General features: G+C 71.8%; 17 protein-coding genes and 4 pseudogenes. 9 read left to right on the top strand and 12 right to left on the bottom strand.

The genetic code is table 11. The annotated features are described in order from the left end of the window. Positions 1-175: 175 nt before the first annotated feature. The gene (gene gad / locus OP18_RS41495) at positions 176-1,570 is read right to left on the bottom strand and encodes a glutamate decarboxylase (RefSeq protein WP_033364742.1); all 1,395 of its coding nucleotides are present in this window, start codon (positions 1,568-1,570) and stop codon (positions 176-178) included. A 129-nt stretch (positions 1,571-1,699) separates the two neighbouring features. On the opposite strand from gad, the gene OP18_RS41490 reads away from it, so the two are divergent. The 3 genes and pseudogenes from OP18_RS41490 to rox form a co-directional block, all read left to right on the top strand. Then, positions 1,700-2,890, top strand: a complete 1,191-nt coding sequence (locus OP18_RS41490) for a cytochrome P450 (RefSeq protein WP_052388117.1) — start codon at positions 1,700-1,702, stop codon at positions 2,888-2,890. A 292-nt stretch (positions 2,891-3,182) separates the two neighbouring features. Beyond that, positions 3,183-3,443 (top strand): hypothetical protein, encoded by a 261-nt coding sequence (locus tag OP18_RS41485; protein ID WP_033364711.1) that lies wholly within the window; start codon positions 3,183-3,185, stop codon positions 3,441-3,443. A 132-nt stretch (positions 3,444-3,575) separates the two neighbouring features. After that, positions 3,576-4,958: pseudogene (gene rox, locus OP18_RS41480) on the top strand (rifampin monooxygenase); the annotation flags it as partial. Positions 4,959-5,019: 61 nt separating this feature from the next. On the opposite strand, the pseudogene OP18_RS62895 reads toward rox, so the two are convergent. Continuing rightward, a pseudogene (locus OP18_RS62895) lies at positions 5,020-6,006 on the bottom strand (poly(ethylene terephthalate) hydrolase family protein); the annotation flags it as partial. On the opposite strand from OP18_RS62895, the gene OP18_RS62125 reads away from it, so the two are divergent. Both OP18_RS62125 and OP18_RS58105 read left to right on the top strand, forming a co-directional pair. Next, on the top strand, positions 5,933-6,325 hold the full coding sequence (locus tag OP18_RS62125) for a hypothetical protein (protein ID WP_281179574.1): 393 nt from the start codon (positions 5,933-5,935) through the stop codon (positions 6,323-6,325). The pseudogene OP18_RS62895 and the gene OP18_RS62125 sit on opposite strands and share 74 nt — an antisense overlap. Positions 6,326-6,452: 127 nt before the next feature. Beyond that, positions 6,453-6,539, top strand: a pseudogene (locus tag OP18_RS58105) (IS5/IS1182 family transposase); the annotation flags it as partial. Between the two features lie 691 nt (positions 6,540-7,230). On the opposite strand, the gene OP18_RS41465 reads toward OP18_RS58105, so the two are convergent. Next, complete coding sequence (locus OP18_RS41465) at positions 7,231-8,277, bottom strand: collagen-like protein (RefSeq protein WP_033364708.1); 1,047 nt, start codon at positions 8,275-8,277, stop codon at positions 7,231-7,233. A 90-nt stretch (positions 8,278-8,367) separates the two neighbouring features. After that, positions 8,368-8,883, bottom strand: a complete 516-nt coding sequence (locus tag OP18_RS41460; RefSeq protein WP_033364707.1) for a hypothetical protein — start codon at positions 8,881-8,883, stop codon at positions 8,368-8,370. A gap of 646 nt (positions 8,884-9,529) precedes the next feature. Between OP18_RS41460 and OP18_RS41455 the strand changes: the two genes are divergently transcribed. Both OP18_RS41455 and OP18_RS41450 read left to right on the top strand, forming a co-directional pair. Beyond that, positions 9,530-10,093 (top strand): ArsR/SmtB family transcription factor, encoded by a 564-nt coding sequence (locus OP18_RS41455; protein WP_033364706.1) that lies wholly within the window; start codon positions 9,530-9,532, stop codon positions 10,091-10,093. Next, on the top strand, positions 10,080-10,967 hold the full coding sequence (locus tag OP18_RS41450) for an SRPBCC family protein (protein ID WP_033364705.1): 888 nt from the start codon (positions 10,080-10,082) through the stop codon (positions 10,965-10,967). Before OP18_RS41455 ends, OP18_RS41450 begins: the two co-directional genes overlap by 14 nt. Before the next feature lie 63 nt (positions 10,968-11,030). On the opposite strand, the gene OP18_RS41445 is transcribed toward OP18_RS41450, so the two are convergent. The 5 genes from OP18_RS41445 to OP18_RS41425 form a co-directional block, all read right to left on the bottom strand. Then, the gene (locus OP18_RS41445; protein ID WP_033364703.1) at positions 11,031-13,511 is read right to left on the bottom strand and encodes an FtsX-like permease family protein; all 2,481 of its coding nucleotides are present in this window, start codon (positions 13,509-13,511) and stop codon (positions 11,031-11,033) included. A gap of 174 nt (positions 13,512-13,685) precedes the next feature. Further along, positions 13,686-14,456, bottom strand: a complete 771-nt coding sequence (locus tag OP18_RS41440) for an ABC transporter ATP-binding protein (RefSeq protein ID WP_033364702.1) — start codon at positions 14,454-14,456, stop codon at positions 13,686-13,688. Between the two features lie 126 nt (positions 14,457-14,582). Continuing rightward, positions 14,583-14,912: a hypothetical protein gene (locus tag OP18_RS41435; protein ID WP_033364701.1), complete on the bottom strand. Its 330-nt coding sequence runs from the start codon at positions 14,910-14,912 to the stop codon at positions 14,583-14,585. A 30-nt stretch (positions 14,913-14,942) separates the two neighbouring features. Then, the gene (locus OP18_RS41430; protein ID WP_033364700.1) at positions 14,943-15,602 is read right to left on the bottom strand and encodes a response regulator transcription factor; all 660 of its coding nucleotides are present in this window, start codon (positions 15,600-15,602) and stop codon (positions 14,943-14,945) included. Continuing rightward, positions 15,590-16,855, bottom strand: coding sequence for a sensor histidine kinase (locus OP18_RS41425; protein ID WP_052388134.1), 1,266 nt, complete (start codon positions 16,853-16,855; stop codon positions 15,590-15,592). The genes OP18_RS41430 and OP18_RS41425 overlap by 13 nt, the downstream gene beginning before the upstream one ends. Positions 16,856-16,993: 138 nt before the next feature. Between OP18_RS41425 and OP18_RS41420 the strand changes: the two genes are divergently transcribed. Both OP18_RS41420 and OP18_RS41415 read left to right on the top strand, forming a co-directional pair. Next, positions 16,994-17,230 (top strand): hypothetical protein, encoded by a 237-nt coding sequence (locus OP18_RS41420; protein WP_033364697.1) that lies wholly within the window; start codon positions 16,994-16,996, stop codon positions 17,228-17,230. A 120-nt stretch (positions 17,231-17,350) separates the two neighbouring features. Next, entirely contained in the window at positions 17,351-19,378 is a 2,028-nt protein-coding gene (locus tag OP18_RS41415; RefSeq protein WP_033364696.1) for a cell wall-binding repeat-containing protein, read from the top strand. Positions 19,379-19,828: 450 nt separating this feature from the next. Here OP18_RS41415 and OP18_RS58100 read toward each other — a convergent pair whose 3' ends face one another. From OP18_RS58100 to OP18_RS41410, 3 genes and pseudogenes are all read right to left on the bottom strand, one after another. After that, positions 19,829-20,440 carry a hypothetical protein gene (locus tag OP18_RS58100; protein WP_156090149.1) on the bottom strand — a complete coding sequence of 204 codons (612 nt, stop codon included), beginning with the start codon at positions 20,438-20,440 and terminating at the stop codon, positions 19,829-19,831. A gap of 220 nt (positions 20,441-20,660) precedes the next feature. Continuing rightward, complete coding sequence (locus OP18_RS58095) at positions 20,661-21,293, bottom strand: hypothetical protein (protein WP_156090148.1); 633 nt, start codon at positions 21,291-21,293, stop codon at positions 20,661-20,663. Between the two features lie 195 nt (positions 21,294-21,488). Then, positions 21,489-22,505, bottom strand: a pseudogene (locus OP18_RS41410) (IS110 family RNA-guided transposase); the annotation flags it as partial. Positions 22,506-22,620 lie beyond the last annotated feature (115 nt).

Genomic DNA, 22,620 nt, shown 5'->3' with positions numbered 1-22,620 from the left:
CGCCGCTGAGCCGCATCCCGGCGGGCAGCACCGTCGGGGTGCGCCACCCGCCGGCGTACGCCACAGCACCGTGGACACGGGCACCCCGAACGCGACGACCTCGACCAGACGAGCTCGACCAGCAGGATCGCCAGCGCGATGTCATGCCCGGCCGGGCCGACGGTCCCCGTCCCGCTCAGTGGTGGAAACCGGTGGCGTCGCAGGCGGTGTGCAGCGGGCCGGGCTGGGCCTGCAGCTCCGGCAGCAGCCGGTGCAGGTCGGCCAGGAGCAGGTCGGCCAGGTCGCGGGTGAAGCCGTTGCGGACCACGACGCGCAGCACGGCCAGGTCGGTGCGGTTGGCCGGGAAGGTGTACGCGGGCACCAGCCAGCCGCGCTCGCGCAGCCGCCGGGACACGTCGAACACGTTGAACGCCTCGACGTCGGGGGCCGTGGTGAACGCGAACACCGGCAGCTGGTCGCCGCGGCTCAGCAGCCGGAACAGGCCGGTGGCCGCGATGCCCGCCGACAGGTGCAGCGCCACGTCGCGGGACGCCTGCTGCACGGCGCGGAAGCCGGCGCGGCCGAGGCGGAAGAACGTGTAGTACTGGGCGACGACCTCGGCGCCGGGGCGGGAGAAGTTCAGCGCGAACGTCGGCATGCTCCCGCCGAGATAGTTGACGTTGAAGACGAGGTCCTCCGGCAGGGCGTCGCGGTGCCGCCACAGCACCCAGCCGACGCCCGGGTACACCAGGCCGTACTTGTGGCCGGAGGTGTTGATCGACGCGACCCGGTCCAGGCGGAAGTCCCACTGCAGGTCCGGGTCCAGGAACGGCGCGATCATCGCCCCGGAGGCGCCGTCGACGTGCACCGGGATGTCCCAGCCGGTGCGCCGCTGCAGGTCGTCGAGCGCGGCGGCGATCTCGGCGACCGGTTCGTAGCTGCCGTCGAACGTGGAGCCGAGGACCGCGACGACGCCGATGGTGTTCTCGTCGCAGTGGGCGACCGCCTCCTGCGCGGTGAGGTGCAGCCGGTCGCCGTCCATCGGCACCAGGCGCGGCTCGACCTCCCAGTAGTTGCAGAACTTGTCCCAGCAGACCTGCACGTTGATGCCCATCACCAGGTTCGGCCGGCCGGCGCCGGGCCGCCGGGCCGACCAGCGCCGCTTCAGGGCCAGCCCGGCGAGCATGCACGCCTCGCTGGAGCCGGTGGTCGAGCAGCCGATGACGTCGGCCGGGTCCGGGGCGTGCCACAGGTCGGCGAGGATGCTGACGCAGCGCCGCTCGAACTCGGCGGTCTGCGGGTACTCGTCCTTGTCGATCATGTTCTTGTCGACGCATTCGGCCATGAGGCGGGTCGCCTGCGGCTCCATCCAGGTCGTCACGAACGTGGCGAGGTTCAGCCGGGCGTTGCCGTCGAGCATCAGCTCGTCGTGCACGAGCTGGTAGGCGGCGTCCGCCGGTACAGGGTCCTCGGCCAGGGCGTCGCGGGGCGCGGTCACCCGCTGGTCCAGCGCCGGGTTGGCGACCGTCGCGAACGGGTTGCCGTCCGCGCCCTGCCGCCGCCGAGGTGGGAGAACCTTGTGCAGCACCATCGTCACACCGTCCTGTCAGTCGTCGGCCCGGCAGCGACTACCCGATGCCGGCGCGGTGACACGGCGATCGTTTGGGAACCCGCCCGGCGGGTAGCCCGCCGCCGGCGACCCCTGAGGGAGTGATCGGCGATGACGACCCGCACCCTGCCGGACCTGTTCACCTGGCTGGAGGACGCGCGCCGCACCGGCGTCGTGCACTACGACGAGCGGCAACGCGCCTGGCTGGTGCTCGGCCACCCCGAGGTCACCGCGGTCCTCGGCGACCCGCAACGGTTCTCCTCCGACCTGGGTGACCTGCTGCCCCGCCAGGACGATCTGGAGCTGTTCCGGCGCGGCAACTTCGTCCAGCTGGACCCGCCCCGGCACGACACGCTGCGCAGGCTGGTGAGCCGGGCGTTCACCCCGCGGGTCGTGGCCGGCCTGGCCCCGCGGATCACCACGGTCACCGGGGAGCTGCTCGACGAGGTCGCCGACGCGGGGCGGTTCGACCTGATCGACGACCTGGCCTACCCGCTGCCCGTGATCGTCATCGCCGAGCTGCTCGGCATCCCGGCCGCGGACCGGACGGTGTTCCGCCGCTGGGCCGACGCGCTGTTCGAGCGGCCGCAGGCGGGCCCGGACGAGCCCCTCGCGCGGATGATGGACGACGACGCGGTCCGCACGATCGCACCGGTGCTGCGGGAGATGAACGAGTACCTGCTGCGGCACGTCCGGGCGCGGCGCGCGGCCCCCGGCGACGACCTCACCAGCGGCCTGGTCCACGCGGAGGCCGACGGCGAACGCCTCGACGACGAGGAGATCATCGGCTTCGTCGGGCTGCTGCTGCTCGCCGGGCACATCACCACGACGGCGACCCTGGGCAACACGGTCGCCACCCTCGACCGGCACCCCGACGCCGCCGCGCGGCTGCGGGCCGACCCGGGCCTGCTGCCGGACGCGATCGAGGAGGTGCTGCGCCTGCGCACCCCGTTCCCGCGCCTGGCGCGGCGGGCCACCACCGACACCACCGTCGGCGGGATGACCGTGCCGGCCGGTGACGTCGTCGTCGCCTGGCTCGCCGCCGCCAACCGCGACCCCCGGGTCTTCGCCGACCCGGCCCGCTTCGACATCGGGCGCAGCCCGAACCCGCACCTGACGTTCGGGCACGGCATCCACTTCTGCATCGGCGCGCCGCTGGCCCGCCTGGAGGCGCGGATCGCGATGGAGCTGCTGCTGCGCCGGTACCGCACGATCACCGTCGACACCGGTGCGGCGGTGTTCCGCAACCCGTGGGTGATGCTGGCCCCGACGAAGCTCCCGGTGGCGGTCACCCCCGCCTGAAACCGAGGGGCGGGCCGCTCCCGCCGCTGACGACCGGGACCAGGTTGTCCCGGCGTGGCGGTCGATCGGGCTGGCCGCCTTCCGGGTGGCGCCCAGCAACTTTTCTGGCCCCTACGGAAACACTCTGCACACTTGGAACGCGGAGGGCGCCCGCTGTCTCGACCGTTACTGGCCGGCGAGGAGCCGCGCTTTCCTTGCTACCCCGCGTGCGCCCGCTCGAACTCCGCCGCCCTCGACCTCACGCTCGGTCAAGAACTCGGCGGCCGCGCCGACGCCGGCCCTGCTCGACACCGTGCTCGCCGAGGCCCGCGGGTGGCAACGGGCCCGGCAGCCGGCCCGCGCGCTGCGGCTCGTCGACGAGGTGGTCGACGGGTGGCAGGAGCGGGCCGTCAACGACGGGGTGCCCTCGTCGCCGCTCGCGCTGGCGCTCGACGTGCGGGCCGGGCTGCTCGACAGGCTCGGCAACCACCGCGAGGCCCGAGCGGACGCCGACCGTGCCGCGCGGATCCGGGCGCTGCACACCGGCCCGGCCAGCCGGAGTGGCGAGGAGTAGCTCCGGCCCCGAAAACACGAACGGCAAGGAGAAGCACTCCTTGCCACTCTTAACGTATACCGCACCCCCGCTCTTGCGGCAAGACACCGGTCGTGGCGCACAATCGTCGGCCGGACGCGAAAAGGGGGACGCATGTTCGACGTGATCATCGTCGGTGGTGGGCCGACCGGCATGATGCTCGCCGCGGAGCTGCGGCTGCGCGGTGTCGGCGTGCTGGTGGTGGAGAAGGACGCCGCGCCGCCGCCGTTCGTGCGGTCGCTCGGGCTGCACGTGCGCAGCATCGAGATCCTCGACCAGCGGGGGCTGCTGGAGCGGTTCCTGCAGCACGGCCGGCAGCATCCGATCCGGGGGTTCTTCGCCGGTATCGACGCGCCGGCGCCGGCCGGGCTGGACACGGCGCACGGGTACGTGCTCGGCATCCCGCAGACGCTCACCGACCGGCTGCTCGCCGAGCACGCGGCCGGCGCCGGTGCCGAGGTCCGGCGCGGGTGTGCGGTGGTGGGGCTGGCGCAGGACGGCGACGGCGTGACCGTCCACATCGCAGATGACACGGTACGGGCCCGCTACGTCGTCGGCTGCGACGGCGGCCGCAGCACGGTGCGCAAGCTGCTCGGCGTCGGGTTCCCGGGGGAACCGTCGACAGTGGACACGCTGCTGGCCGAGCTGGAGGTGACCGCGGCCCCCGAGGTCGTCGCCGCGGTGACGGCGCGGGTGCGCGAGACCGAGAAGCGGTTCGGGATCGGGCCGTCGGACAAGCCTGGCGTGTTCCGGGCGGTCGTCCCCGCCGACGGCGTGGCCGAGGACCGGTCGGCGCCGCCCACGTTCGAGGAGTTCCGGCGGCAGCTGCGCAGGTTCGCCGGCACGGACTTCGGCGCGCACTCGCCGCGCTGGCTGTCCCGGTTCGGCGACGCGACCCGCCAGGCTGAGCGCTACCGGGTCGGCCGGGTGCTGCTGGCCGGGGACGCCGCGCACGTCCATCCGCCGATGGGCGGGCAGGGGCTGAACCTCGGCCTGCAGGACGCGTTCAACCTGGGCTGGAAGCTGGCGGCGGCGGTCGGCGGGTGGGCACCGGACGGCCTGCTGGACAGCTACGAGACGGAGCGGCATCCGGTCGCCGCCGACGTGCTGAGCAACACGCGGGCGCAGATGCAGCTGACGAGCACCGACCCCGGGCCGCAGGCGGTGCGGCGGTTGCTGGCGCAGCTGATCGCGTTCGACGACGTCAACCGGTACCTCGTGGAGAAGATCACCGCGATCGGCGTCCGGTACGACCTCGGCGACGGCCATCCGCTGGTCGGGCGGCGGCTGCGTGACCTGCCGCTGCCGCAGGGTCGGCTGTACGAGCTGCTGCGCACCGGCCGGGGGTTGCTGCTGGACGGGACCGGGCGGCTGTCGGTGGGCGGCTGGGCCGGCCGGGTCGACAGCACCCGCGCGGGTGCGCAGGTCGCCGCGCCGGCGGTGCTGCTGCGGCCCGACGGGCACGTCGCGTGGGCCGGCGACGACCAGGCGGCGCTGGCTGGCCGTTGCAGCTGTAGATCTGCACCGCCGCGCCGTTGCCGGAGCCGGCGGCGTCCAGGCACATGCTGCCGTACACGGTCAGCTGCCGGCTCGACGTGTACGTCCACTGCTGGTTCGTCCCGCTGTGACAGTCGTACAGCTGCACGCGGGTGCCGTTGGTGCGCGAGGAGTTCGGCACGTCGACGCACCGACCCGACTGCGCGCCGACGATGTGCTTCGCGCCGGACGGCGGGGGCGAGGAGGAGGCAGGCGACGACGGCGACGGCGATGACGACGAGGGCGGGGTGGACGGGTTGCCGCCGGACGGGATGAGCGAGCATTTCGCCGTGGACCGGGCGACGCTGGTGGTGTCCTTCAGCGTCGGGCACAGGAACTGGCTGTAACGGGTGTCGTTGTCCACGAACGTCTTCAGCCACGGGATCTGGCTGCGCATCTCGATGTCGTTCGGCCGGGTGAAGAACAGGTGGTCGGCGCCGGACAGCAGGATGTAGGCGCCCGGCGTCGCCGCCGGCAGCGTCGGGTACAGCCCGTCGAGGTAGGACGGGGTGACCACGGTGTCGTTCTGCCCGCTCAGGATCAGCGTCGGCACCCGGTTGTTGGCGAGGTTGCCCGACGGCTTGTACGGCGCGAGCCCGATCGCGGCCTTCAGCGACGGGCGCTGGTCGGCCGCGACGAGCGCGCCACCGCCGCCCATCGAGTGGCCGATGACCGCGAGGCGGTTGCGGTCGACCCGGTCACGCACCGCGCTGGAGTTGGTGAGGTAGTCCAGCGCGGCGAGCAGCTGGGTGCCGCGGGCGGTGTCGAAGTCGTTGCGGCTGTTGGTCTCCACGCCGATCACGACGAACCCGAACGAGGCCAGCCGCGGCCCCATCCACGCCTCCTCGTCGGCGAACCGCGCCGTGTACCCGGGCACGATCGCGACCGCGCCGTAGGTCTGGCTGGTGTCGGTCGGGTAGTAGATGGAACCGCCGTTGAAGCCGTTGCCGGGCGGGACGGTCAGCTGCGCGGTGGCGAACGTGCCGTACGCGGCGGCGACGCTGGCCACGGTGGGGTCCGGTCCTCGCTGGTACGGGTTGTCGGCCAGGGTGCTCGCCGCGTCCGCCGACGGCATCATCACCGCCGCCACCGCGACCGCCACCACCCCGACCACACCCGCGGTCAACGCTGTGACGAGGGACGATCTGCTCCGCCGGGTCCCGCCGCGGCGGGTCGAAGGTTCTGCGGGCACCTTCGTCTCCCCCTTCCGATCATCGATGAACCCATTTGTGAGCGCCGATACTCTCCCGCATGTCCGACCCGAGCAAGACTTTTCGGAAATGTTTCGCTTCCGTATTTCCACGACCAAATCGAACGGCTCGGGATAACACATTCCGGGTTTCGAAAGAATGAGCCATGTTCAAGCTGGTCTGGCAGCTCGGGGCGGGTGTGCCAGGCGCGGGGATCGATGAGGGCGAGGCTGCAGGTAGGACAGCGGTCGACCGGGCATTGATCCGATGGCGGCACCTCGACCCGGCCCGGCAGGCGCTGCTCGCTCTCGCGCACCTCCGTAACGGCGACGTCTCCACCCGCCCCGCCGGGGCCACTGCCCTCTTGGCGGACCGCATGAAGTCAGGTGCGGCCAACCAGTCGGACCTGGACCGGGTAGATCGGCCACAGTGCGGATGTCCGTGCCGCCTCGCGGTTCAGCGGCCGCCAACGTTCCGGAACGGTCTCAGCCCGCCTCGCGGTGGTTACGTGACCCGGGTGGGTGGACATACCGGCGATGTGAACCCACGATCGCGGCTCAGTCATGCGGCAATCGCCGAGCGGAACCGCGACGCCCTTGAAACGAGCCGGCACCTCTGTCAGCGTGCAGCGGTGGCGTTGGCCGTGGCGGCTTCCCTCTGCCGGCGGACAGTGCCGCGGCCGTCCCGGCGACCCACAGCCGTTGGGCGGGCGGCGCGGGCTTCCGGAAAGACCGCCGGCAGTACGCCGCTGGTCGGCGCGCCGGTGCTGCCCCGAGACGCCGCTGCGGGTCGGGTTCTGCAAGCCGGAACAGTGGTCGCCGGCGGACGCCCAGCCGAACTCGGCTGAGGTGATGCCGACCCAGGCGGAATGCCGGACCATCGCCTGGTACCACGGCATGAGACGGCTCCGCATCCGCTGGGAATGCCGCGACGCCGGCCCTGCCCTGACGCCGTGGGTCGGCAATCGCCGATGGCGTCCTCGTGCTGACGTTGACAGCGGCCTTCACCGAGCGGCACACGTTCCCGCTGGTGAAGCGGAACGATCAGTGGCCGGTGTGCGGCCGCGCCTCCTGACCTCCTGCCCAGTCGGCCCACGCAGCGAGCCAACCTTCGTGGACGGTGTGGTAGGCCTGCGGGTCCTGCTCGGCGCTGTTGCGCAGCTGTCGCCAGGCGAGGTGAGCGGGTCGGCTGGGCACGGCGTGGCTCAGGCCCGTGCCGTGCAGCAGGGTCTCGTCGATCGCCCGCTCGCGCAGTGCCGGGCTCTCCCGGAACCAGACCGCGTTGCGGTGCAGGTTGGCCAGCTCGTCCACGATGCGACGCACCGACTCCTCGGCGGCCGGCTCCGGCTCGTCGGTCAGTTCGATGTGGCGGCGCACTGCGGCGTGCCACAGGGTCCCCCAGTGCCGCGGCAGGTCGGGCAGCACGCCACCGTCGGCGAGCCACGCGGCGTGCTCCGCCGTGGCCGCGAGAACCATGTCCACGAGCGCCCGGTGCGGTTCTCGGCGCAGCTGATCCGGGACGGGCTCGCCGGCCGTCCCGGGTTCGCCCGCCGGCCTGGGCGCCCCCGCGCTGCCGCGGGGAGCCGGTGGCTGGAGTCGGGCCAGCATCGCCACCACGTCGGCGACGGTCTCCACGGCGATGACGTCGGGGTGCCAGTCCTGGGCGCCGACACTGATCTCCAGGTCACCCAGTCGACAACGGGCGGCCCACCACCGCTGCCCGGCCCGAACGATCCGGCCCGCGACCGGCGCACCGTCGACGATCACCGTGGCGTCACCCTCGCTCCAGTCCTGGGTGGAGAACCGCTCACCGGCCCGGCGCAACTGATGCTCCACCATCCACCGCAGCGGCCGGTTCCCGAACTGCCGCGCGGTGTCCACCACGACCCGGACGTTGTCAGCGTCGTGGACGATCTCCACGCCCAGCACCGCTCCATTGCCTCGATGCAGGCCACCGAACTGCGGCTCAGCGGGGCGGGTCGCCTCGGACACCGCGACGACCCCCAGGTCGCTGCCTTCGAGCGCCTGCCTGATCCGTTCGGTCTGGGCTGCGTGCAGGTCACTCGCGTTGCGGAACTCGTCAAAACGCATCGCCCGCGCCTCCCTACGTGCCTGGTTCATTCTGCCATCGCGGCGCGATCCGGGCACCGACGTCCAGCGGTGCCCGGATCGCGCTCCACATCAATAGATGTTCGTTGACGTTTTGGGTCCGTAGGAATAGCAGACCCAGGCATCGGAGGTGATGATGAAGCTGCCGTACGTGACCTGCGCTGTAGCGGGCCCGACCGTCAGGTGCACGTCGACGCCGTACATCGTCCACGAGAACGAGCCGGTGAAGCCGTCGTACTCATCGAAGTAGGGCGCCGAGCGACCGCCCCTGTCCTTGATCTCGATGGTCCAATGGACGTCCCACGGCGAGCCTGCCTCCGGATGCAGTCGAACACCCGACGTCAGGACCGCCCAGGCGTAGCCGGTCGGGGTGAGATCGACCCACGACGTGCCGCAGTCGCCGGTGATCTCGGCGTAGTCGGTGCTCGCCGACTTCGCCGGCAACACGCCCTTCGTGGGCCGGTAGGTGCCCGCCCGGGCCGCGGCGGCCTTCGCGGCCGGCACCGCTGCCTGAGCCCCGTCCGGCAGCGTCACGATCTCCAGGCCGTTGGCCTTGGCGGCCGCTTCGTCAAAGCCGACCAGCTTCATGGTCGCCTCACCCGGCGCCGGTGCGCTCGGTGCCTGCGCCGGCGACCTGCCGACTGCCGCGGCCGCCGCAGCGGGTGCCGCCAGTGAACCCCCGAGTAGCGTCAGTACTGCCATGCTGGCCGTCAGGAGATTCCTTGCCGTTGCCGCCTTCTGGGCAGCCCGGAGCAACGCCATCTCGCCTCCCCGTGAATGACGAATAGGGATCTAATCTATTCAATCAATTGATTGATCGGCGAAAATGCGTTGCTGGATGATGGAGGGCGATTACTCAAGTGTGTAGCCGCAACGCGCGAGGCCGCGGACAAGGTCATCGCAGAGTCGGGCAATCCCTGGCCGCTGCGTCGACGAGGTCGTGTGGGCGGCGGCTGGCGCGCGTCTGGCGGTTTGTGCGGTGTCCGCCCTATCCGGATCATCGAGCCATTTCATCGTGGGTAGGGCCCGGTCTCCCCGTGGTGCGGCGCGAGGATCGCTGCGCGATCGTGGTGGCTCGGCGTGGGCAACAGCGGAGTTTCGCCCGTCGCCGTTGCGGAGGTGAGCCAGGGCGAGCAGCGCCTGCCGGCCCGGGTCGAGGCGGGCGGGCCCCGCCGGACCGGCCCCGGTGGAGCGATTGACAAAAATTTGTTTTACGTAAAGACTGGTTTTCGCCATGAGAGACGTCGTCTACCTCGACCAGATCGAGCAGGCTGAGGCCCTGCTCAAGCCGCAGCGCATCGAAGTGCTGCGGCAGCTCGCCGAGCCCCGGTCATGCACCGAGGTGGCGGTCGAGCTCGACCAGACCCCGCAGCGGGTCTACTACCACGTGAAACGCATGCTGGAGGCCGGCCTGGTGCGGCAGGTCGCCGAGCGCCGGGTGCGCGGCATCCACGAGGGGATCTACCAGGCGGAGGGCCGGTCGTACTGGCTCTCGCCGAGCCTGGTGGGTCGGATCGGCCTGCGGCAGGCCCGCGACCGGCTCAGCCTCGGCCACCTGGTCGACCTGATGGAGGACGTGCAGGCGGACATCGCCGCGCTCGACCTCACCCGGCCCGACCTGCCGTCGATCGGTGTGTCCGGCGACATCCGGGTCCATCCGGACCAGCGCAAGGCGTTTCTCGACGAGCTGCAGCAGACGCTGCAGGAGCTGTTCACCCGGTACGGCGGCGCCGAAGGCGACGCCTTCCGCCTGACCGTCGCCTGCTACCCGAAGGGAGATCCCGATGACCGAGTTTGACCTGCGCCTGCGCGCGGTTGTCCCGGCGCCGTTGAAGGTCACGTACGAGGCGCTCACCGACCCCGCCGCGCTGCGCGTCTGGCTGGCCGAGCACGCCGAGGTCGACCTGCCCGGCACGTACCAGTTCTGGGGCCGCTACACGCCGGACGGCGCCGAGCCGCACCAGCGGGTGCTGCACGCCGACGAGCGCACCATCCGGCTCGCCTGGACCGTCGACGGCGTGGACACCACGACCCAGTTCGAGCTGGACGAGGACGAGGACGGCACGCTCGTCACGCTGAGCCAGACCGACCTGCCGACCTTCGAGGAGATCCTGTCCGACCGGGCCGGCGCCCGCGGCGAGCTGCAGACGTTCTGGACGCTGTCGATCGCCAACCTCGCCGACTTCCTCGCCGGCCGCCCGCTGACCCCGCGGTGCGACTACACGTCGCGGGAGCTGCGCGCGTCGATCGTCATCGACGCGGCACCCGACGCGGTGTTCGACTCGATGACCCACGCGGAGCACTTCCGCCGCTGGTCCGGCGTCAACATCGACATCGAGCCGTACGCGGGCGGCCGCTTCGCGATGGGCGGCTTCGACCTGAACCCCGGCGGCGCCAAGTTCGTCGAGTTCGAGCCGGGCCGCACGGCGACGATCGAGTTCGCCGACGGCATGACCGAACGCTGGGAGCTGGAAGGCACCGAGGGCAAGACCCGGCTCACCGTGATGCACAGCGGCTTCGACCCCGAGCACCCGCCGTACCCGGGCTGGGCCGGCTGGCTCAGCGGCGCCGCCGCCCTGCGCCGCTACCACGAGCTGCCGGCGTGGCGCTCCATCTGGCGCGAGATGCACATCGCCGGCATCCCCGAGGGCATGTTCGCCGTCGACGCATGAGCGGGGTGCCCCGGACCCAGGTCCGGGGCACCCCGGTGGCGCCGGTGCCGGGTCGGCAGCGGCCTACTCCTTGACCCCGATGTGTTCGACCGGCGGCACGCGCAGCAGCCGGCCGATCGGCAGCACCGTGGTGAGCAGGGCAAGCAGCGCCGCCCCGCCCAGGACGGCGGCGCCGCCCAGCGGCGGCACGTACGGCACCGGCTCGCCGGTCACCGACCTGACCACCATCGCCAGGGTCACCAGCGCGACCGCGGCGCCCAGCAGGACCGCGACGCCGAGCAGGCCGGCCTGTTCGGCGTGGACCATGCGCCTGGCCTGGCGGCGGGTGACACCGGCGAGGCGCAGGACGGCCAGCTCCCGGCGCCGGGCGAGGGCCGCGATGACCATCGTGTTGGCGGCGGCGAGCGCGGCGTAGCCCACCATCACGCCGACGAGCAGCCGGTTGAGCCAGGCGCTGACGGCGAGGTCGGCGGCGAGGCCGCGGGTGAGGCCGCCGGTGGCGACGACCGCGCTGCCGGGGTGCCGGGCGGCGAGCGCCGGCAGGTCCGCGGTGGCGTCCGCGCGGATGAGGATCTCGTCGTCGAGGTCCCGGGCGGTGTGGCCGGCGACCGTGTCCCGGGTCAGGGTGATGTCGCCGAAGCCGAGGCCCCGGTCGTAGATCGCGACGAGGGTCAGGCGCACCGGGGTACCGTCGCCGAGCCAGCACTCGACCGGGTCACCGACGTGCCAGCCGTGCGTGGACGCCCGCACCGACGACGCGGCGAGGGTGCCGGCCGCCAGGTCCGCCAGGTCGCCGTCGCGGACCCGCAGGTCCATCGTGGACCCCAGGTCGGTGGTGTCGACCGCCTGCGCGCCGACGGTCTCGGCGCCGTCGAGGGACCGCACGACGACGGCGGTTCGCCGCACCGCGGTGGCGGTCCGCACGCCCGGGGTCCGGCGGGCGTCCTCGACCGCGCCGGGCGGCAGCCCGGCCGGGGAGACCAGGGCGTGCTGGGCGAGGAGGCCGTCGCGGTGCTGCGCCACGGTCTGCCGCTCCAGGTTGTCCTGCAGGAACCACACGGATCCGCCGAGGCCGACGGACAGCACCAGCGCGGTGAGCACGGCGGCCATGCCGCGGGCGTTCGCCCGCAGGTTCGCGGTCGCCAGGTAGCCGCTGACACCCCACACGGTGCGCAGCACCGGCGCGAGCACGGTCGCGGCGGTCCGGTTGATCCACGGCGCGAGCAGGCCGACCGCGGTCACGAACAGGTACAGCATGCCGACCGCCCCGGCCAGCGCGGCCTGCCCGCCGGCGCCGGCCGTGACCGTGCCGGACGACACGGCGCCGGCGGCGGCGACGAGGCCGCTGACGAGGCGGACCCTACCGCTGCGCGGCGGCTCGACGGCGACCTCGCCGAGCGCCTCGACGGGACGGATCGCGGTGACCCGCCGCGCGGCGACGAGCGCCGACAGCACCGCCACGAGCGTGGTGACCGCGACGGCCGCGACCGGCGCGACCAGGCCCGGCGAGATCGGGAACCCGGCGGGCACGAACCCGCGGCCGACGAGCTGGTCGCGCACCCACCGGGTGGCGAGGATCCCGGCGGGGACGCCGGCGGCGGCCGCGGCGAGGCTCACCAGCAGCGCCTCCGCCATGATCATGCGGCGGACCTGGGCGGGGGTCGCGGCGACGGCGCGCAGCAGCGCCAAATCGCGGCGGCGGTGCCGCACGGACAGCCCGACGGTGGCCGCGACGACGAACCCGATCAGCAGCACCACGTAGCCGCCGAACGCGGCGCCGGCCTGGACCAGCAGGTCCCGCGCGCCCAGCTCGTCGGACTCCTCGACCAGGCCACGGTCCGCGCCGGTGTACACGTCGGCGTCGCCGGCCGCGGCGCGGACCGTGGCGGCGAGGGCGGCGACGTCGGTGCCGGGGGCCGCGACGACCCCGACGGCGGCGACCCGGCCCGGGTGCGCCGACAGGGTCGCGGCGTGCGCGTCGGTGAAGAACACCGCGGCCGCCGGCCCGTCCACGACGCCGCTCACCCGGTACGTGCGGGCAGTGCCGGCGACGAGCAGCCGCACGTCCTGGCCTGGGGTGAGCCCGAGCCGCCGGTCCACGGCGACCTCCAGGTCACCGGCGGGCGCGGCACCCGCGACGGTCCGGTACGGCGCCAGGGCGGCGCTGGACCAGCCGTGGCCGGTGACCGCCGCCGACGTGGCGGGCAGCACGACCGGCACCGGGTCGTCGGCGGCGACGGTCGCGACGCCGGGCAGCGCGCGGATCCGGTCGGCCAGCCCGGCCGGGACGGTGCCGCCTTCGGGCAGCCGTACCGACGACCGGGTGACCTCACCGTCGAACTCCTTGACGCTGACGGTGATGTCCCGGTGCGCGACCACGACGTCGGCGGCGGCGTACCGGACCGGTGCCTGCCGGTGCCGCAGCCCCGACTCGACGAGTCCGCCCATCGCCACGAGGATCATGACACCGGCGGCGAGGGCGAGGAACGTGGCGAGCGCCGACCCGGGCCGGTGCCGCAGCATCCGCAGCGCAAAGCCGGTCATGCCGTCACCTCCGCTGCGCTCCGGCGCCGGCCTGACCCAACCACTGCGCCCATGATGACCAGCTCCTCGCTCCGCTGCGGGCCGGTCATGCCGTCACCTCCGCTGCGCTCCGGCGCCGCCCTGACCTCGAAACTGCGCCCATGATGACCAGCTCCTCGCTCCGCTGCGGGCCGGTCATGCCGCCACCTCCGCCCGGCGGCGGCCCAGCGAGGCGAGCTGCTCGGCGATGCGGTCCGCGCCGGGCTGCGGCAGGTCCCGCACGATCCGCCCGTCGGCGAGCACCAGGACCCGGTCGGCGTACGAGGCGGCGACCGGGTCGTGCGTCACCATGACGACCGTCTGCCGGTGCTCGTCGACCGCGGCACGCAGCAGGGTCAGCACGTCCGCCGCGGTCTCGGTGTCCAGCGCGCCGGTCGGCTCGTCGCAGAAGATGACGTCCGGGCGGGTGGCGAGGGCCCGGGCGATCGCGACCCGTTGCTGCTGCCCGCCGGACAGCGCGGACGGCCGGTGGTGCAGGCGTTCCCGCAGCCCGACCCGTTCGATGACGTGGTGCAGCCACGCGTGGTCGGGCCGCCCGCCGGACAGCCGCGACGGCAGCACGATGTTGTCCTCCACGGTGAGCGCGGCGACGAGGTTGAACGCCTGGAAGACGAAGCCGATCCTGTCGCGGCGCAGCTTCGTCAGCCTCGTCTCCGACAGCCCGGTCAGCTCGGTGCCGCCGACCCACACCCGCCCGGACGTGGCACGGTCCAGGCCCGCGGCGGTCTGCAGCAGCGTGCTCTTGCCCGAGCCGGACGGCCCCATCACCGCCGTGAACGTGCCGGCGTGGAACGTCACGTCGACGCCGGCGAGCGCGGTCACCGCCTGCGGCCCGGTGCCGTACGTGCGGGTGAGCCGTTCGACGCGGACCGCCGCCTCGGCGGACTGTCCAACATGGACGGGCATGGGAAGAACCTCGTTTCCGTGTCTGAGCAGGGTTTCCCTGACACGGAGAACGCTATGGCGGCGGCGGGGCACGGTCGATGCAGCGTACGGGCCGACCGTGGTACAGCAGGCTGTACCAGCCCTGGGTCAGATCGCCCGGCGCCGGCTCCGGTCGCGCAGCACCGCGGCGATCCAGCCGGCGACGAGCACGACCACGACCACGCCGAGCGCGCCGGCGACCGGCACCGTGTACCGCTCGCCCCGCAAGAACCAGATCAGCCACACCGCGGTGAGCCAGGCGAGGCCGAGCACCCCGAAGTACGCCGCGAACTGGGCCCTCGGCAGCGCGCCGAGCGTGCCCCAGATCCGTTGCGGCGTCGGCCGGCGCCGCATCCCGACCGCCGCCACGGCGTAGCCGAACAGGGCACCGCCGACCGCCTGCACCAACAGGAACACCACACCTTCGACGAACCGCATCGCTGCTCCAGAGCTCCGGGGGCGAAACCGCTACCTGCGGCGCTGAGTATCCTCCAGGTAGCGCAGGACCGCTGTCACCCGCCGGTCGGCGCGGTCGTCCGGCGCCAGGTCGAGCTTGGCGAAGATGCTGCGGATGTGCTTGTGCACGGCGCCCTCGGTGACGAACAGCCGCTCCGCGACCGCCGTGTTGCCGAGCCCTTCGGCCATGAGGGCGAGCACGTCACGCTCGCGGGGGCTGAGCCGGCTCAGCGTGCTGTCGGGGCGGCTGCGGGCCAGCAGCTGGCCGACCACCTCCGGGTCGACGGCCGTGCCGCCGTCCGCGACGCGGTGCAGCGCGGCCAGGAACTCCTCGACCCGCCCGACCCGCTCCTTCAGCAGGTAGCCGAGGCCCTGCGCGCCGCCGGCCAGCAGGTCGGTGGCGAACGCCTGCTCCACGTACGCCGACAGCACCAGCACCGCGAGGTCCGGGTGGCGGCGGCGGGCCTCGACGGCGGCGACGATGCCCTCGTCGGTGTGCGTCGGCGGCATGCGCACGTCGACGATCGCGACGTCCGGGCGGTGCTCGTCCACGGCGGCCAGGAACGGCGCCGGCGCGTCGGTGGTGGCCACCACGTCGAGCGACTCGGCACGCAGCAGCAGCGCAAGGCCCTCCCGCAGCAGGGCGTCGTCCTCGGCGATCACGATCCGCACGGCAGCTCCACGAGTATCGTCGTCGGCCCACCGGGTGGGCTGGTCAGGGTGAACCGGCCGTCGTGGGCCTCGACCCGCCGGCGGATGCCGCCGATGCCGGAACCCTGGCCCTCGTCGGCGCCGCCGCGGCCGTCGTCGGCGACGCGCACGTGCAACCGGTCGCCGTCGCGGCGCACGGTGACGGCGGCGGTGGCGGCGCCACTGTGCCGGGCCACGTTCGTGAGCGCCTCCGCGACGACGAAGTACGCCGTCGCCTCGACCGACGCCGCACACCGGCCCGGCACGTCGACCTCGACCGTGCACGGCACGCCGCAGCCGGCGGCGAGACCGTCGAGGGCGCCCGCGAGACCCCGGTCGTCCAGCACCGGCGGCAGGATCCCACGCACGACGGTGCGCAGCTCGGCGAGGGCGAGCTCGGCGGCGTCGTGCGCCCGGTCCAGGATCTCCCCCGCCACGGCCGGGTCCCGGGCCAGGGCGCGCCGGGCGGCGCCGAGCAGCACGGTGACCGCGACGAGCCGGTTCTGCGCCCCGTCGTGCAGGGACCGTTCGATGCGGCGCAGCTCCACGGCGTGCGCGTCCAGCGCGGCGGCGCGGGTGGCGGTGAGCTCGGCGATGCGCAGCGACACGTCGACGTCCCGCGGCGGCGCCAGCAGCCGCCGGCCCGGCGCCGCCTGCAGGCGGGCCAGCCTGGGCACGAGCGCGACGGACACGGCGAGCCAGCCGACGCCGATGAGGAAGACCGCGAACGCGCCGAGCAGCCCGTCGATGCGCCAGTACACGAGGCCGGGGCCGCCCGCGTCCGGCGGCAGCAGCCACCAGTACAGCGGGAACAGCAGATACTGCACGGCGCTGAGCGGCAGCGACACGCCGAGCAGGCCGACGCAGAACCCGGCGGTGCCGTGCACGGCGACGAACGCGGTGTCGCGGCGCACCCACGGCTCGCGCAGCGCGTCGCGCAGGCCGGCGGGGATTGGCGGCGGCAGCGGCAGGGCGGTCTCCCACCGGGACAGCCGGGCCCGCTCCCGGTCGGCGGCCGCGCGCACCAGCCGCAGCGCCGACGGCACCATCAGCAGCCCGATGCCGGCGAGGCAGGCGGCCGCGACCACGACCAGCAGCAGCGCCGCGCCCAGGGCGAGGACGGCGGTGCCGAGGCCACCGACCAGGTGCTCGAGGGCGTCGACGGTCAGCCGGGTGCGGTGCCGCAGGTACCGCCGGCCCCGACCGGTGTCCCCCACTGTCTCGCTGCCCGGCATGCCCACCTCCCCGGCAGTGACGATAGGCGAAACCAGCCGGTCGCGGCCCGTTGCGGGCGGAAAGGTACAGCCTGCTGTACCAGGGTCGGCTCGCTGGCTGGATCGCCGGAGACCGGGCGGATGCATAGCGTTGCCGGCATGACCGACAGGTACCGCATCACTCCGTCCGAGACCCGCAGCAGCACGCCGGACCGCGACGACCATGGCGGGCTGCTCCGCCCCGTGCTGTGGGCGCTGCTCGTCGTCAGCGCCGCGGCGAACGCGACGGTGAACACCACCGGCGGCAACGCCCTGGTCGGCGTCGGATTCGGGCTGATCACCCTGACCTGCACCGTTGTGCTCGTCATGCACCACTACCGGCACCGCGCCCGATAAGCACGCATATTCAGGGCCGCCCGGGGCGCCGTACCGGACCGGGACTGCGGCGGCCCTGGCCGCGCCCCTACACTGCCCGTGATCACCGTTCGGGTGATCTCTTCGGGGAGGAAGACCATCGTGTCGTTCGCGCTCTCGCGCCGTGCCGCCATCAAGGGTGCTGTCGCCGCCACCGCGGTGGCCGCGGCGCCCACCGCCGTGTTCGCCACCGGGCAGGCGGCGCGCGCCAGCCAGCCGGGGCAGACCGGGCTGATCTCGTTCCGGCGCGGGAACGAGGTGTGGGTCGCCAACGCCGACGGCACCGGCCAGCGCCGCCTCGTCGCGTCGGCCGCGCCCGGGCCGGGTGACTGGGCGCCGGACGGCAGCCGCTACCTGTATTCCAACGGCACCAGCCCGATCTCGGTCCGGCCCGACGGCACCGACCAGCTCGTGCTGTTCAGCACCCAGAACAGCGGGGTGCAGCTGCCGGTGTACGCGTACGGCGGCCGCTACGTCGTCTACACCTCGTACTCGAAGCTGGCGATCACCGCCGCCGGCGGCAACTGGGACGGCGGCGCCGAGCTGTTCAGCGCCCCCGACGACGGGCTGTTCGACACGAACGTCACCACCTGGGGCAACGACACCATCTACCAGCACTCGGCGAACGGGCAGCGGGAGAACGCCCAGATCAACCGGCTGGACTCGCAGGGCAACCCGTTCACCATCGTGGAGAACGGCTGGGCGCCGGACTACTCGCCGGACGGCGGCCGCATCGCGTTCGTGCGGACCGCCGGTGACGCCAGCCAGATCTGGATCGCCGACAGCGACGGCGCCAACGAGTGGCAGCTGACCACCGTCGAGAACAGCGGCAGCACCTACAACTACGACCCGGCCTGGACGCCCGAGGGCGACGCCGTCCTGTTCTCCCAGTACACCGGGTGGACCTCGGCGGTGCGGCGCATCGACGTGCAGACCCAGGAGGTCGTGACGCTCGTCGAGAACGGCAGCGAGCCGGCCTGCCAGCCGGTCAACGGCCAGTACGTGCACCGCGTCTGGGGCCAGGACGCGCTGCTGACCGCGGTCGCCACCTCCCGCTGGAACTGGGCCGACAAGGGCGTCGTGGACGGGGTCCGCTCCCCCGCGAAGGCCGTCGTGCTGTCCCGCGACGACCAGTACTTCGACGCGCTCGGCGGCTCGGCGCTCGCCGTCGTCAAGGAGGGGCCGCTGCTCATCACCCCGCCGAGCGGCCTGCACGCCGCCGCCGAGGCCGAGATCAAGCGGGTCCTGGGCAACACCGGCACCGTGTACCTGCTCGGCGGCACCGTCGCGCTCTCGGCGAACGTGGAGAACCGGCTCAAGACCCTCGGCTACACCACGGTGCGGCTGTGGGGCGCGACCGAGTACGACACCGCGATCGCCGTGGCGAACGCGATCGACCCGAACCCGTCCGCGGTCATCCTCGCCACGTCGCTGAAGTACTACGACGCCCTCGCCGCGGGCGCCGCCGCCGGCGCCAACCCCGGCACCGTCATCGTGCTCACCAACGGCGACAACATGCCGGCCGCGACCGCGAACTACCTCAACCAGCTCGACCCGCTCAGCGTCGACATGATCGGCGTCGGCGGCCCCGGCGTGCGGGCGCTGATCAACGCGGCCCAGCGCAACCAGCTGCCGGCCTGGAACGACAAGGACTGGTACTACTACCCGGTGTACGGCGCCACCGAGTTCGAGACGGCGATCGCCGTGGCCGACTTCTTCTTCGCCGGCCCCCGCTACGCCGCGGTCGCGACCGCCACCACCTGGTTCGACGCCCTCACCGGCGGCTCGATGATCGGCGCGAACAGCGGCCCGCTGCTGCTGTCGACCCCCGGCTCGCTCAGCCCGCAGACGCGCGCGTACCTGTCGAACAACTCGTCGTCCATCAAGTACGGGGTGCTGCTGGGCGGGTACCTGGCCCTGTCGGACAACCTGATCAACCCGGTGGGCAACGCGGTGTCGCTGCCGGGCACGCACAAGTACGAGCAGTACACCGAGACCTTCACGGTCCCGACGACGAAGCCGAAGTCCCTCGCGGCCTCCGCCGACGCGAAGCCGCGCGGCACCGGCGCCACCAAGCCGGGCCGCATCCCGGGCACGACCGCGACCCGCCCGCAGCGCTTCAACGGCTGATCCCGCACGCCCAACGGCGGCCCGACCCGAACAGGGTCGGGCCGCCGTCGTCATGAGCGGGCCGGCAGGACGGCGTCCGCGGGTCCTTGGCGCCGCACCAAACGCCCACGAGCCTGCAAGGCGCTTGCCTTGTCGTTGCCCGCTGACGATCGGAGACGTGAAGAGCGGCAGCGCGACCGGTAATGCTTTGCCGGGTATGCCGGTAGTCGGAGCGTGGCGGCTTGCGCGATACGTACGTCCTGCTGTCCAGCCGCGGACCGATCGCCAGGTGGCCTGCCGTTCAACGCCGGGGCAGAGATCTGCGCTTGGCGCAAGGCCGGGGCCTCCGCGCGACCGGACAGGCCTCGCTTCAGACACGTTGCGTAGTCGTTGTCATCAGCAGGCCGCCGCGCACTCATGGCAATGAGCGAGCACCGAACAGGTACGCGGTGACGATCACGGCACCGGCGATCACGAGTTTGGCGGCATGTCGGAGAAATGCCCGAGCGTGTCCTCCAGTTCGAAGCCGCCTGTTCGCACCCTTGACCGGAATCGTTCACCCGCAGCGGGTAGTCTCTCCATCTGCACTTTCCATGCGTCTGTAGGTTCAGGGATCTCATGCTCGCCCCTGACTGCGACTCCGAGCCATCTGTAGCAATTGAAGCGGACCGCAAAGACCGCACTCTTCGCATGCAATTCGCCTGCCACAGCCATGTCGAGAATTTCGCCGCTCAATTGGAGGTAGCGACGGACATTGGCGTCGAGGATGTAGACGGACTCAAACATGAGAACCCGCTGGAATTCGAGTGCGAATAGGCGCGCCTGTTCATCAGTAACGTCACTCAATGCGACATTTCGCTCGATCAGATGTCGGAATATCGCATCTGCGGCTCGCTGACCCCGCTGTCGCATTTCTAGCTGTCGGTCACGTTCGATCTGGCGCAACTGCGCACGCTCGGCGTCTTCGAGCGCGATCGCACGCATCCGGTCCGACTGTCGCCTGGACGATACGCGTGACGTGAGATCGCCCACGAGAACAAAGAATCCACCAAGTGCGGTGGCGATCAATGGTGTAACGTCCATAGGCGCTCCTCGGCTTCACCCTCCGCCAATGTATCCGATGAACGCAAGGGCGCGGCGCTGAGCGACGTGACCAATAAGTCGTCAGTGCGGCCAGCAGGGCTGATCCGATATTTGCACCGAAGAATAGTGATCGCTTGAACGGTTTCGGAGGTTGCTTCAACGCACTGATCGAGTGCGACTGCACAGCAGCCAGTACTGGCGGCACATCGAATTTTCGGTCCTACTGATAGGGGGCTTCCGGTAGCCGGGCACTAACACCGGACCGAACTGGCTGTGGCCAGTCCGGCAGAGCAATGTCATCGCCAGCTAGCCGGCGTGCCGTTATTGATGCCAGATCCTGTGCCGCTTGCAAGAAGCCTTCCGCCCACATGAGCGTCACTGAGTGGCCGCCGCCTGCGCGGCGCACATAAAGCGTCATCGATGAGTTCTCCGCATCGCTCGGGTCGGCGCCGTGGGCGAGGAGGTTGCGGAGCCGACGGGCGTCGAGCAGGTAATCTCGTAGAGCTGAGCCGTTGAGGTAGATCCAGCGCCAACGCATGTCGCGACTATGCGTGCCCGGAGCGACTCGAACCCGCGCCTTCCAAGAGTTGGTCAAGTTAGGCACCGCGAGTCGCTGCTCAAAGGTCGATCGCAGTTTGTCGGTGGTAAGCGACAAACCTTGACTTGGCCCGCCGTGCAGTTCGATCAGTCGATTGAAGAAGCGCTCGAACGGCCCGTAGGTAAGAAGAAAAGCTCCGTACCGGATGCTTTGATAGCGGCGGCTACGGCTTCGCGCGGGGTCGTCCCGATGAACAGAGATTAAGTCAGCTGGCACCACCAGTCGATCGGCCAGCTCGTTCAGCGCAAACTGCACCCTATCTGGGTTGATAGATGTCATTGGTCCAAATCCGGTTGGTCGGGCGGTGCATCAGCGTCGAGCTAGAAGGTAAGCCGCTTTCCCTGACTGGCGACTCAACGCCCCCGTTCAACTGCACCAGATGCGCAACATCCGGGTCAATACCCGCCCCAGCGTCGCGATCTTGGTGACCGCTCATGGCACCCCTCTGTGTCAAGAGGCGGCGAGGAGGGGTGTTCTAGAGTGGGTTGCGGCGGGTCCGGGATGTGGCTTCTCCGAAGTGCTGGCTGTCGGGATTGAGCCGGCCGCGCCGGATTGCAGAGTCGCTCCCGCTTGCCCTCCCGGGCCCGTCCGCATGCGTCGTGCGTCCTTGACCATCTGTTGATAAACCACATTGGACAGTCGGCGTTTGAGGCTGCGCATGGCTTCCATGGAGGTTTTGCCCGCGGCGAGTTTGCGGCGGTAGTAGGCGCGGCCTTCGGTGTCGTTGCGCAGCTGGACGATGGCCATGATGTGCAGGACCCGGTTGATGCGCCGGTTCCCGGCCCGCGAGAGCCGGTGGCGGTGCTGGTCGCCGGAGGACGCGTCGATGGGTGCGGTGCCGTTCCAGGACGCCAAGTGGTCGCGGCTGGCGAACCGGTCGATGTCCCCGATGTCGCCCAACAGTCGGGCAGCGCCGGACGGTCCGATCCCGTTGAGTTGCTGCAGTGTGCTGCCGGTCGATGCGACCAGCTCGGTCAGCTGGACGTTCGCAGCTTTGATCTTCTTGTCGATGACGGCGATCTCGGTGATCAGCTCCGAGGCCAGCTGGCGGCGGGTGCGCCCGACGATGTCACGTGGCCGGACGGTATTGAGCAACGCGCGGGCCTGCGGCGCGGACAGGGACGTCTTCGCCCCGCCGGGAACGAGCTCGAGCAGCAAGTGATGCAGCCGGCTCACCGCGTCGGTCCGGGCGTGCCCCAGCGCGTCGCGGCGGTCGACGAGCAGTTTCAGGGCAACCGTTGTGTCCTCGACGGTCACCTGCCGCAGGCCGCTGGCGCGTAGCGCGGCGACCGCCACGCAGTGCGCGTCGGCCGGGTCGGTCTTGCGGCCCTGGCCGGTGTCGAACAACCGCGCCCGAGCCGACAGCTTTGCCGGCACGTCAAGCACGATCTCACCGTCAGCGACGAGCCTCTGGGCAACGTGCCGGCCGATACCGTTGCAGCCCTCGACCGCCCAGACCCGGTCCTTGTACTGCCGACCGGCTTTACTGACCTTCTGGAATCAGGGTCAGGGTGGTCTCAACCCGCTGGTGGTGAGGAAGGCTAGGGCGAGGGTGGGCCTGTACTGCATGCTCTTGAGTCGG

The organism is Dactylosporangium aurantiacum (assembly GCF_000716715.1).
Lineage (GTDB): Bacteria > Actinomycetota > Actinomycetes > Mycobacteriales > Micromonosporaceae > Dactylosporangium > Dactylosporangium aurantiacum.
Note: the sequence above shows the minus strand (reverse complement) of the source record. Positions and strands in the feature narration are given on the sequence as shown.

Excerpts from the sequence above, each read along its gene's own strand:
- gad (WP_033364742.1), bottom strand. The coding sequence starts at position 1,570 with ATGGTGCTGCACAAGGTTCTCCCACCTCGGCGGCGGCAGGGCGCGGAC.
- OP18_RS41490 (WP_052388117.1), top strand. The coding sequence starts at position 1,700 with ATGACGACCCGCACCCTGCCGGACCTGTTCACCTGGCTGGAGGACGCG.
- OP18_RS41465 (WP_033364708.1), bottom strand. The coding sequence starts at position 8,277 with ATGCGTTTTGACGAGTTCCGCAACGCGAGTGACCTGCACGCAGCCCAG.
- OP18_RS41460 (WP_033364707.1), bottom strand. The coding sequence starts at position 8,883 with ATGAAGCTGGTCGGCTTTGACGAAGCGGCCGCCAAGGCCAACGGCCTG.
- OP18_RS41455 (WP_033364706.1), top strand. The coding sequence starts at position 9,530 with ATGAGAGACGTCGTCTACCTCGACCAGATCGAGCAGGCTGAGGCCCTG.
- OP18_RS41450 (WP_033364705.1), top strand. The coding sequence starts at position 10,080 with ATGACCGAGTTTGACCTGCGCCTGCGCGCGGTTGTCCCGGCGCCGTTG.
- OP18_RS41445 (WP_033364703.1), bottom strand. The coding sequence starts at position 13,511 with ATGACCGGCTTTGCGCTGCGGATGCTGCGGCACCGGCCCGGGTCGGCG.
- OP18_RS41440 (WP_033364702.1), bottom strand. The coding sequence starts at position 14,456 with ATGCCCGTCCATGTTGGACAGTCCGCCGAGGCGGCGGTCCGCGTCGAA.
- OP18_RS41435 (WP_033364701.1), bottom strand. The coding sequence starts at position 14,912 with ATGCGGTTCGTCGAAGGTGTGGTGTTCCTGTTGGTGCAGGCGGTCGGC.
- OP18_RS41425 (WP_052388134.1), bottom strand. The coding sequence starts at position 16,855 with ATGCCGGGCAGCGAGACAGTGGGGGACACCGGTCGGGGCCGGCGGTAC.
- OP18_RS41420 (WP_033364697.1), top strand. The coding sequence starts at position 16,994 with ATGACCGACAGGTACCGCATCACTCCGTCCGAGACCCGCAGCAGCACG.
- OP18_RS58100 (WP_156090149.1), bottom strand. The coding sequence starts at position 20,440 with ATGGACGTTACACCATTGATCGCCACCGCACTTGGTGGATTCTTTGTT.